The organism is Rhodococcus sp. P3_B8, from assembly GCF_056402775.1.
On record NZ_JBFUGT010000226.1, the window covers coordinates 1 to 10,699 of the forward strand.

The 10,699-nt window shown below is 71.4% G+C and carries 10 protein-coding genes and 1 pseudogene; 4 read left to right on the forward strand and 7 right to left on the reverse strand.

The window, feature by feature from the left end; translation table 11 throughout:
- From AC1D1G_RS34520 to AC1D1G_RS34535, 4 genes and pseudogenes are all read right to left on the reverse strand, one after another.
- Nucleotides 1–235 (reverse strand): annotated as a pseudogene (locus AC1D1G_RS34520) (hypothetical protein); the annotation flags it as partial.
- Entirely contained in the window at nucleotides 232–813 is a 582-nt protein-coding gene (locus AC1D1G_RS34525; RefSeq protein WP_009480494.1) for a hypothetical protein, read from the reverse strand. The pseudogene AC1D1G_RS34520 and the gene AC1D1G_RS34525, both read right to left, overlap by 4 nt.
- Before the next feature lie 59 nt (nucleotides 814–872).
- Nucleotides 873–1,583, reverse strand: coding sequence for a TVP38/TMEM64 family protein (locus tag AC1D1G_RS34530; RefSeq protein WP_477955597.1), 711 nt, complete (start codon nucleotides 1,581–1,583; stop codon nucleotides 873–875).
- A gap of 50 nt (nucleotides 1,584–1,633) precedes the next feature.
- Complete coding sequence (locus AC1D1G_RS34535; RefSeq protein ID WP_477955599.1) at nucleotides 1,634–2,455, reverse strand: PaaI family thioesterase; 822 nt, start codon at nucleotides 2,453–2,455, stop codon at nucleotides 1,634–1,636.
- A 117-nt stretch (nucleotides 2,456–2,572) separates the two neighbouring features.
- Between AC1D1G_RS34535 and mutA the strand changes: the two genes are divergently transcribed.
- From mutA to meaB, 3 genes are read left to right on the forward strand one after another with little or no spacing between them, the layout of a single operon-like run.
- Nucleotides 2,573–4,489, forward strand: coding sequence for a methylmalonyl-CoA mutase small subunit (gene mutA, locus AC1D1G_RS34540; protein ID WP_317567303.1), 1,917 nt, complete (start codon nucleotides 2,573–2,575; stop codon nucleotides 4,487–4,489).
- The gene (gene scpA, locus AC1D1G_RS34545) at nucleotides 4,486–6,777 is read left to right on the forward strand and encodes a methylmalonyl-CoA mutase (protein ID WP_105418581.1); all 2,292 of its coding nucleotides are present in this window, start codon (nucleotides 4,486–4,488) and stop codon (nucleotides 6,775–6,777) included. The genes mutA and scpA overlap by 4 nt, the downstream gene beginning before the upstream one ends.
- A gap of 1 nt (nucleotide 6,778) precedes the next feature.
- Nucleotides 6,779–7,783 (forward strand): methylmalonyl Co-A mutase-associated GTPase MeaB, encoded by a 1,005-nt coding sequence (gene meaB / locus AC1D1G_RS34550; protein WP_280784534.1) that lies wholly within the window; start codon nucleotides 6,779–6,781, stop codon nucleotides 7,781–7,783.
- On the opposite strand, the gene AC1D1G_RS34555 is transcribed toward meaB, so the two are convergent.
- Both AC1D1G_RS34555 and AC1D1G_RS34560 read right to left on the reverse strand, forming a co-directional pair.
- Nucleotides 7,772–8,809 (reverse strand): nucleoside hydrolase, encoded by a 1,038-nt coding sequence (locus tag AC1D1G_RS34555; RefSeq protein WP_477955600.1) that lies wholly within the window; start codon nucleotides 8,807–8,809, stop codon nucleotides 7,772–7,774. The two genes, meaB and AC1D1G_RS34555, sit on opposite strands and share 12 nt — an antisense overlap.
- Nucleotides 8,806–9,273, reverse strand: a complete 468-nt coding sequence (locus AC1D1G_RS34560; RefSeq protein WP_477955601.1) for an OsmC family protein — start codon at nucleotides 9,271–9,273, stop codon at nucleotides 8,806–8,808. Before AC1D1G_RS34560 ends, AC1D1G_RS34555 begins: the two co-directional genes overlap by 4 nt.
- 90 nt (nucleotides 9,274–9,363) lie before the next feature.
- Here AC1D1G_RS34560 and AC1D1G_RS34565 point away from each other — a divergent pair, with 90 nt between their 5' ends.
- Nucleotides 9,364–9,993, forward strand: coding sequence for a maleylpyruvate isomerase family mycothiol-dependent enzyme (locus tag AC1D1G_RS34565; RefSeq protein ID WP_477955602.1), 630 nt, complete (start codon nucleotides 9,364–9,366; stop codon nucleotides 9,991–9,993).
- On the opposite strand, the gene AC1D1G_RS34570 is transcribed toward AC1D1G_RS34565, so the two are convergent.
- Nucleotides 9,977–10,699: CoA transferase (locus AC1D1G_RS34570; protein WP_477955603.1), on the reverse strand; the 723-nt coding region annotated here is incomplete at its 5' end. The two genes, AC1D1G_RS34565 and AC1D1G_RS34570, sit on opposite strands and share 17 nt — an antisense overlap.

Genomic DNA, 10,699 nt, shown 5'->3' on the forward strand with positions numbered 1-10,699 from the left:
GCACGAGGGGCGCCCCGCCGGTGGCGGCGGCCGCGACGCACAGGACGAGGGTCGCGGCGAGCGCGAAGCCCGTGACCGGGGTGGTGGCGGAGGCGGCGAGCGCGGCGACGGCCAGGGCGAGCGCGACCACGATCGGTGCCGCCCACTGCGACATCCAGCGGGGGCTGCGGGGCGCCGCGAGGGCCAGCGGTGCGACGGCGGCGACGCCGAGGGCGATGAGTGCGAGGGTCGTCACGTGTCCGCCTTGCGTAGGAGTCGTTCGGCCAGTCGTCGTCCGGCGGTCTCGACGTGCCAGCCGGCGGTGGAGAGTCGTTGGGAGACCGCCTGCTTGCTGATGCCCAGCGCGCGGGCCGCCTCGGTCTGGGTGGAGCCGTGCCGCATCTGTTCGACGGCCTCGCGGCCCTCCTCGGTGCGGCGCGCGACGAGGATCGCGACGAGGGTGAGGGCGGTGTCGGCGTCGGCGGCGCCGTCGGGGTCGGAGCCTTCGACGGCCACCCGGCCGGGGGCGTTCTTGGCGCGGTCGACGGCGACCCGTGCGGATTCGAACGCGGGGCCGCGCCCGGCCCGGGTCTCGGCGGGGAGGGGTTCTTCGACGGGGCCGGCGCCGATGCCGATGCTCCAGTGTTCGCGTCCGACGAGGTCGAGTGCGAGGTCGACGACGGTGGCCGGGTCCGCGACCACGGCCTGGACCTCGTCGCCGGCGGTCCGCTGGAACGGGCGGACGAGGTCGCGGTGCGCGAATTCGGTGAGGAGTTGCGCGACGCGGTCGACGTCGCGGCGGCTTCCGCGCTGGTCGACCGTCAACACGAACATGGGTCAAGGTTAGAAACTGGATACCACGATGTCAAGACTCAAAGCTTGACTTTCCTGGTTCAAGGCTGCGCGATTGACTCGTCCTCGGCGGGGCGGTCCACGGCCCCGTCCGGCATCGCGTCGCCTGAACCGTCCAGCGGCCGCCGGGAATCGACCACCAGTCCGGCGATTCCGACGACGATGCACACCGCGGACAGCACGAGAAGGCCCGGCTTCGTCTCCCCGGTGAGGGCGTCGCCGAGAACGACGATGCYGACGGTCCCCGGCAGCACACCGACCACGGTGGCCAGCACGTACGGGACCAACCGGATCGAGGACACCCCGGCGCAGTAGTTCACCACCGAGAACGGGACGAACGCGATCAGGCGCAGCGACCCGACGGCGAGCCAACCGCGCCGGACGATCCGCTCGTCCACCCGGCGGATCGTCGGATTGGAGATCCGCTGCCACACCACGTCCCGGCCGACGGCGCGCACCAGGTAGAGGGCGAGTACGGCACTGACCGTCGACGCCAGTACCGCGATCGCGATGCCCAGCCACGCACCGAACAGCAGGCCGGCACTCAGCGTGAACACCGTGCGGGGGAACGGGAACACCGTCACCACCGCGTGCACGGCGAAGAAGACGAGCGGAAAAGCCGGCCCGACGGATCGCGCCCATTCCCGCACCTGCAGCACGGACGGGTGCGGGGCCAGCAGCGCCACGACGACCAGCGCGACTGCCAGTACTGCGACGCCGATCACCCTGCGGTCCCCGAGGCGTCTCTTCACAGGGCACCAGGCTACCCGGGTGACCGGTGCGGGGCGCCGCGAGCGGCGGGTCAGGACGGGCGGCGGCGACCCGTCACGGTCGCCTCGACGCAGATCCGCCCGCCCGACGTCCCGGCCACCCGGGCCACCGCCACCGAGCGGCCCGCCATGACCACGTCCGCGGTGAACGTCGTGTCGCGGTCGAGAGGAATCGGGCGGAAGTAGTTGATCCGCGCGGACGCCGTGTCCGTGTCCGCGCCGGCCCGGCTCAGGGCCGCGTTCGCCGCGAGGTCCATCGCGCATGCCTGGACGCCGCCGTGCATGAACCCGAGTTTGTTCGCGATCAGCGGGTTGGCCGGCACCACGACCCGCACGTCGGGTCCGTCCTCGATCCGCCCGCCGATCCAGTCGAGCGGCGCGACCCCCGGTTCCGGGAAGTCGGGCAGGGCCGACCCGGCCGCCGCCGGTGCCGGCAGGTCCACGAAGTTGCCCCACAGGGTGCCGGTGGCGATGAGGGTGCCCGCCGAGTCGTGGACGCGGGCGGTCGAGGTGCCGCCGTCGGCGGTGAGCGCGAGGAGCCGGCTCTCCGCCCGCAGCGTCGGCCCCTGCCACCGCCGGGGTGTGAGGACGTCCACCGACAATTCGGCCGTGACCAGGCCGTCGCGTGCTCCGCGCCGGTCCCACACGGTGAATCCGAGGAGATCGTCGAGCAGCACGGCGAGGACGCCGCCGTAGGGGGTGCGGGCGGTGTTCGAGGCGAGCGCACCGATGTCCATGCTCATACGATTGAGTGGTTCGCCGCGGTCGTCGACGTCCCGGGTCGGCGCGCCGAGACCGAACAACCGCTGCGTGGCGGTGCGATCGGTGACCACCGGTTCCTGCGCAATGCTCATGACCTGAGGTTATGCATCGTGTGGTGATCCTCACGATAGGGGTCGCCGAACTGCGGCTAGCATCACAGTCACACAATGTATTGATCGATCGCTCATCAGGGAGAGGAAGCCGACACCGTGTCATTAGCTTCAGAAGCCGAGGAAGCTGCGCGGGCGTACGCCGACTGGCAGCACTCCGTGGCCGGAGTCCTCGCGAAGTCGCGTCGGATCGACGCCGCGGAACTCGGTCCGGAACCCCAGAAGCTCCTCGAGACCGTCACCTACGACGGTGTCACCGTCGCGCCGCTGTACAGCCCGCGCGACGAGCGTCCGGAGCAGCCCCTGCCCGGCACCTTCCCCTACGTGCGCGGCGCGGACGCCACCCGGGACGTGAACGCGGGCTGGCTGGTCAGCGCCCGCTTCGGCGAGGGCGCGGACGCGTCGGACGTCAACCGCGCCGTCCTCGACTCCCTGGAGAACGGTGTCAGCGCGCTGTGGCTCGCCGTCGGCGGCGCCGACCTTCCGGTCCGGTCGCTGGAGACGGCGCTCGACGGGGTGCTCCTCGACCTGGCACCGCTCACCCTCGACGCCGGAACGGACGCACCGCTCGCGGCGCAGGCACTGTTCGCGCTGCTCGACGCGCGTGCCGCCGCTGGGGACGGGGTCACCGACCGCACCGCGGTCCGCGTCGACCTCGGGACCGCCCCGCTCACGAGCGCGTTCTCCGGTGCCGCCGACGTGGCACTCGGCGACGCGGTGGCCCTCGCGGCCGAGGCCGCGGCGCGCTCGGAGAGTGTGCGGGCAATCGCCGTGGACGGCACCGCATTTCACAACGCCGGCGCGTCCGACGCCGAGGAACTCGGCGCGGCGATCGCGGCGGGCCTCGAATACCTGCGGGCGCTCACCGAGAGCGGCCTGACCATCGGGCAGGCGCTCGGGCAGCTCGGCTTCCGGTTCTCGGCCACCGACGACCAGTTCCAGACCATCGCCAAGTTCCGGGCGGCGCGGCTGGTGTGGGCGCGGATCGCCCAGGTCTGCGGCGCGTCCGACTTCGGCGGCGCCCCCCAGCACGCGGTCACCTCGGCCGCGATGATGGCGCAACGCGATCCGTGGGTGAACATGCTCCGCACGACGCTCGCCGCGTTCGGTGCCGGCGTCGGCGGCGCGGACGCCGTCACGGTGCTGCCGTTCGACGCCGCACTGCCCGCCGGGGCGCTGGGTGTGTCGAAGACCTTCGCCGCCCGCATCGCCCGYAACACCCAACTGCTGCTGCTCGAGGAATCGCACCTCGGCCGGGTGCTCGACCCGGCGTCCGGGTCGTGGTACGTCGAGGACCTCACCCAGCAGGTGGCGGCCAAGGCGTGGGAGTTCTTCCAGCAGATCGAGGCGGCAGGTGGCTACCTCGCCGCGCTCGACGCCGGCCTGATCTCCGAACGCATCGCGGCCACCCGCGCCCAGCGTGAGTCGGACATCGCGCACCGCAAGACCACCGTCACCGGGGTCAACGAGTTCCCGAACCTCGCGGAAGCACCGCTGCCCGCGGGCGCCGCCGAGACCGGCAGCGTCGCCCGGTACGCCGCCGCGTTCGAGGCGTTGCGGGACCGCTCCGACGCCTACCTGGCGGCGCACGGTGCGCGACCCGCCGTGTTCCTGGCCCCGCTCGGCCCCGTCGCCGAGCACAACGTGCGGACCACGTTCGCCGCGAACCTGCTGGCGTCGGGCGGCATCGAGGCCCGCAACCCCGGTCCGCTCGCGGTCGGTGACGGCAGCATCGCCGCCGCCGCGAAGGACTCCGGCGCCGGTATCGCGGTGATCTGCGGTACCGATAAGCGGTACGCCGCCGAAGCCACCGCCGCGGTGGAGGAACTGCGCGCGGCCGGTGTCGGCACCGTGCTGCTCGCCGGCCCGGAGAAGGTCGTCGCCGACGCGGACAGTTCCGCCCGGCCCGACGGATTCGTCACCGCCCGTATCGACGCAGTCTCGGTCCTGTCCGGCCTGCTCGACACCATCGAGAGCTCGAGCGACTCCTCGGGCGACACAGGGAGCAAGAAGTGACTACTCGCGAGGTCAAGCACGCGATCGGCAGCTTCGCCGAAGTGCCACTGGAAGATCCGCAGTTTCCGCAGCCGTCCGCCCCCACGCCGGAGCAGACGGAGGAGCTGATCGCGGCCGCCGCGGCCGCGAACCACTACAGCCCGGAACAGGTGGTGTGGTCCACCCCCGAGGGCATCGACGTCAAACCGGTGTTCACCAAGGCCGACCGCGACGCCGCCGAGGCCGAGGGCTACCCGGTGGGCAGTTTCCCGGGCGCCGCACCGTTCCTGCGCGGCCCGTACCCCACCATGTACGTGAACCAGCCGTGGACGATCCGGCAGTACGCGGGCTTCTCCACCGCCGCCGAATCCAACGCCTTCTACCGCCGCAACCTCGCGGCCGGGCAGAAGGGTCTGTCGGTGGCGTTCGACCTGGCGACGCACCGCGGCTACGACTCCGACCATCCGCGGGTGCAGGGTGACGTGGGCATGGCCGGGGTGGCGATCGACTCGATCCTGGACATGCGTCAGCTGTTCGACCACATCCCGCTCGACAGCGTCAGCGTGTCGATGACCATGAACGGTGCGGTGCTGCCGATCCTGGCGCTGTACGTTGTGGCCGCCGAGGAGCAGGGTGTCGCCCCGGAGCAGCTGGCCGGAACCATTCAGAACGACATTCTGAAGGAGTTCATGGTCCGCAACACCTACATCTATCCGCCGAAGCCGTCGATGCGGATCATCTCCGACATCTTCGCGTATACCAGCGCGAAGATGCCGAAGTTCAACTCGATCTCCATCTCCGGGTACCACATCCAGGAGGCCGGGGCCACCGCCGACCTGGAGCTGGCGTACACCCTCGCGGACGGTGTGGAGTACATCCGCGCCGGCCTCGACGCCGGCATGGAGATCGACAAGTTCGCGCCCCGGTTGTCGTTCTTCTGGGCGATCGGCATGAACTTCTTCATGGAGGTCGCGAAGCTGCGGGCGGGTCGCCTGCTGTGGAGTGAACTGGTCGCGAAGTTCGAGCCGAAGTCCGCGAAATCGTTGTCGCTGCGCACCCACTCGCAGACGTCGGGCTGGTCGCTGACCGCGCAGGACGTCTACAACAACGTGGCCCGCACGTGCGTCGAGGCGATGGCGGCGACGCAGGGGCACACCCAGTCGCTGCACACCAACGCGCTCGACGAGGCCCTCGCCCTGCCGACGGACTTCTCCGCCCGCATCGCCCGCAACACCCAGCTGCTGCTGCAGCAGGAGTCGGGGACCGTCCGTCCCATCGACCCCTGGGGCGGATCGCACTACGTCGAGTGGCTCACCCACCAGCTGGCCAACCGGGCCCGCGCGCACATCGCCGAGGTCGAAGAGGCCGGCGGCATGGCGCAGGCGATCAGCGAGGGCATCCCGAAGCTGCGCATCGAGGAGGCCGCGGCCCGCACGCAGGCCCGCATCGACTCCGGCAGGCAGCCGCTGGTCGGCGTCAACAAGTACGTGCCGGACGAGGCCGACGAGATCGAGGTCCTCAAGGTCGAGAACTCGCGGGTCCGCAAGGAGCAGCTCGAGAAGCTGGACCGGCTGCGCGCCGACCGCGACTCGGACGCCGTCGAGGCGGCGCTCGCCGAGTTGAGCCGCGCCGCGGCCACCACCGAGGCCGGGGCGAGCGAAGCGACAGGTCATGTCTCGATGGAGAACAACCTGCTGGCCCTGGCGATCGACGCGGCCCGCGCGAAGGCGACGGTCGGGGAGATCTCCGAGGCGCTCGAGAAGGTGTACGGGCGTCACCAGGCCGAGATCCGGACCATCAGCGGGGTGTACCGGGACGAGGCCGGAAAGGTCGACAACATCAGCAAGGCAACGGAACTCGTCGAGAAGTTCGCGGAGGAGGAGGGTCGGCGTCCCCGTGTCCTCATCGCCAAGATGGGGCAGGACGGCCACGACCGCGGGCAGAAGGTGATCGCCACGGCCTTCGCGGACATCGGATTCGACGTGGACGTGGGACCGCTGTTCCAGACCCCGGAAGAGGTCGCCAACCAGGCGGCCGACAACGACGTCCACGTCGTCGGTGTGTCGTCGTTGGCTGCAGGCCACCTCACGCTGGTGCCTGCGCTCCGGGAAGCCCTCGCGGCGGTGGGACGTCCCGACATCATGATCGTGGTCGGCGGCGTCATCCCGCCCGGCGACTTCGCCGAACTGTACGAGGCGGGTGCCGCCGCGATCTTCCCGCCCGGGACGGTCATCGCGGACGCCGCCAGCGGTCTGCTCGAGAAGCTGGCCGCGCAGCTCGGCCACGACCTGACGGGCACCCCGGAATAGCATGGGGCGCCCTCCAGTCGACATCGATGCCCTCGCCCAGGCCGTGCGCGCCAATCAGCGCGCCGGCCTGGCGAAGGCCATCACCCTGGTCGAGTCCACCCGGACCGATCACCGTGAGGCGGCGCAGCGGTTGCTGCTCGAGCTGCTGCCGGAGTCGGGGAAGGCACACCGGGTGGGTATCACCGGTGTGCCCGGCGTCGGGAAGTCCACGTTCATCGACGCGCTCGGGATGCACCTGATCGGCAAGGGGCACCGGGTGGCGGTCCTGGCCGTCGACCCGTCGTCGACGCGCACGGGTGGGTCGATCCTCGGCGACAAGACGCGGATGGCGCGGCTGACCGTCGAGAAGGACGCGTACATCCGGCCGTCGCCGACGTCGGGCACCCTCGGCGGGGTCGCGAAGGCGACCCGCGAGACGATCGTGCTGCTCGAGGCCGCCGGATTCGACGTGATCCTGGTCGAGACGGTGGGTGTCGGGCAGTCCGAGGTGACGGTCGCGAACATGGTGGACTGCTTCTGCTTCCTCACCCTGGCCCGCACCGGCGACCAGTTGCAGGGCATCAAGAAGGGTGTCCTCGAACTCGCCGACCTCGTCGCCGTGAACAAGGCGGACGGCAAGCACGAGCGGGAGGCGAAGGGCGCCGCCCGGGAACTCGCGGGTGCGCTGCGGCTGATCTACCCGCACGACGCCGTCTGGACGCCGCCGGTGATCACGATGAGCGGCCTCGAGGGCGTCGGTCTCGAGGACTTCTGGGACACCGTCTGCCGGCATCGTGAGGTGCTGACCGCGGCCGGGCAGTTCGAGGAGAACCGGCGCCGCCAGCAGGTGGACTGGACGTGGACGATGGTCCACGATCAGCTGCTGCGCCGGCTCGCGTCCAACACCCGGGTCAAGGCGATCCGCGGCGAGGTCGAACAGCGGGTGCGGGACGGTTCCCTGACGGCGGCGCTGGCCGCCGCCGAGATCCTCGACGCGTTCGACGGCCCGGACGCGTCAGCCGACTGATTTCGCGAAGCGCCCGACCCGGTCGACGAGATCGTCGAAGAACGCGGCCGGGTCGGTGCGCACCGCGATGTCGACGTTGGGTTCCCGGTTCCAGTGCCCCACCCAGTCGGCGACCGTGGTGCCCCGGGTGAGCCGGCCGTGCAGTTCGACGTCGACGGTGGCCGGACGGGTCCTTGTGATCGCCGGGTTCAACGCCACCGCCGCCGCGAACGGGTCGTGCATGTGCGCCAGGAAACCCTGGTCGTGGGTGCGGTGAAAGTCCATGTAGAAGCGGATGGCGTCGGACAGGTGCCGGATCACCGGGTTGGACGCGGTCGAGCGCACCTGCGGCCCGTCGTCGGGGGAGATGATCTCGGCGGGTGTGCTGCCCGCCGCCTCCGCCAGCCGCCGGACGTGGTCCGGTGTCATCTCGATCGTCTCGGTGACGTCCAGTCCGCACAGGATCGGGCGCCTGCCCGCCGGCAGCCCGGAGAACGCGTCGAACACCTCCTTGGCGGCCTCCGGATCCACCGACACGTTCCACTCGCTGGTGGGGGTGGTGTTGCCGGGGTGGTTGAACGCCCCGCCCATCACGACCAGGCGCCGCAGCAACCGGGGCAGCGCGGGTTCCTCGCGGATCGCGAGGGCCAGGTTCGTCAGCGGCCCCGTCACCAGCCCGGTCAGCTCGCCGGGGTGGGCGCGGACCAGGTCGACCCACAGGGTGGTGGCGTCCCGGTCCGACAGCGACCGCCCGGACGGGGGGAGGACGGCGTACCCGATGCCCTGGGGTCCGTGCGTGTCCTCGGTGGTGCGCAGCGGGCAGTCCAGTGGCACCCGGGCGCCGAGCGCCACCTCGATGTCGGGTGCGCCGCACAGGGCGAGCCAGTTCAGGTTGTTCGCCGCGACCTGCTCGACGGGCACGTTGCCGGCGGTGCTGGCGATGCCGGCGATCTCGGCCTCCGGGCTGGCCAGCAGGTACAGCAGGGCGAGGGAGTCGTCGATGCCGGTGTCGACGTCCACGATCAGCCGGTGGGCCGGGGCGCTCATGCGACGCGCACCGCGGGACGGTGCCGGACCGTGAAGTTGACCGACCGGGCGATGAAACACTTCTCGTGTGCGCGGGTGTGCAGCAGTTCGGCGCGCGCGGCCATCGACCCGTCGGCGACGGTCACGACGGGCGCCAGCACGACCTCGGTGAATTCGCCTGCACCGCCGGGGTGTTCGGACATGGTCCCGGTCGGCTCGTCTCGGTAGTCGACGACGACCACACCGGCCGCGGCGGCCAGGCCCAGATACCACAGCATGTGGCACTGCGACAGCGCGGCGACCAACAACTCCTCGGGGTTCCACCGCGTCGGGTCGCCGAGGAACGACGGGTCGGAGCTGCCCTGCATGTCGGGTTTGCCGGGCGCCGACACCACGTGGTCCCGGTCGTAGCCGTCCGGTCGGGTGGTGCCGTCTCCGCGGTTCCCGGTCCAGGTGACCGTCAGCGTGTAGTCGTGTGTGCTCACCCGACCATTCTTCACGGCCGCGCGATGAGTTTCGCCGGCGGGCACGGTCTGCCTACGTAGGGCACGACACGGCGACCGGAGGAGACGGACATGACACGGAACACGGCACCGGACTGGGTCGCAGGGGAGCGGCGCGACCTGGCGTCGATGCTGGCGGGACTGACGCCGGAGCAATGGGACGCGCCGTCGCTGTGCACGGGGTGGCGCAGCCGGGAGGTGATCGCGCACATCACCATGCCGTACCGCCTGTCGACGCCGCGGATCCTGCTGAAGATGGTGAAGGCGCGCGGCAACTTCAACCGGATGTCGGACACGCAGGCCCGCGAGGACGCACGGACCCTGACCGCCGACGCGCTGCTGCACACGCTGGAGGAGAACGTCGCGCACCCGTGGAAGCCGCCGGGCGGCGGCTTCGAGGGGGCACTGTCCCACGACGTCATCCACGGTCTCGACGTGTCGGTGGCGCTCGGCCTGGGCAGGCGGGTCCCGGACGACCGCCTCGACCGGGTCCTCGGCGGCGTCGGCCCGAAGCACGTCAAGTACTTCGGCACCGACCTGACGGGAGTGCAGCTGACCGCGGACGATCACCCCTGGATCTTCGGTGCGGGTGCGCCGCTGCGCGGTTCCGCCCAGGACCTGCTCCTCGTGCTGTGCGGTCGCCGGTTGCCGCCGGGACATCTGAGCGGGGAACCGAGCGCACGGTTCACGGCGATGGGCTGACCCCGGACCAGGAGGGGGCGTCGCCGCCCCAGGGCCGGGCCGGGAACGGGTAGTCGTCGAATTCGGCCAGGGCGGGACGGGCGGTCACCAGGTCGCCGTGCGCGGTGAGGCACCGGGGCCCGGGCACCGCGGGCGGCAGCGGGTCCTCGGATCGGCCGTCCGCGGTCAGCAGCCACGCGCCGGTACGGGCGAGGGACACGTCGACCGAGCGGCCGCGTCCATCGACGTGCGTCGCGGCGAGGGCGTCGACGACGCCGGCGGCGAGCAGATAACCGGTGGCGTGATCGAGTGCCTGCGCGGGCAGCGCGCCCGGGGTGTTATCGCCGCCCTCGATCGTCGCGATCCCCGACGCCGCCTGGACGATGCTGTCGAAGCCGCGGCGGTCCGCCCACGGTCCGGAGCCGCCCCACGCGCACACCCGTCCCCGCACCAGATGGTCGGGGGCGTCGTCGAGCAGCCCGTCCAGCGCGCCCGGACGGTACCCGGTGACGACGACATCGGCCTCGGCGAGCAGGCTGTCCCACACAAGCTTGCCGTCCGCGGACCGCACATCGAGCAGCGCGGTCCGCTTGCCCTGCCCGGTGTCGAGGTGCTGCACGACGATCTCGGGAATCGACGGCGGATCGATCCGCAGCACGTCGGCGCCGAGCAGCGCCAGCGTGCGGGTGGCGACGGGGCCGGCGATCACCCGGGTCAGGTCGAGGAC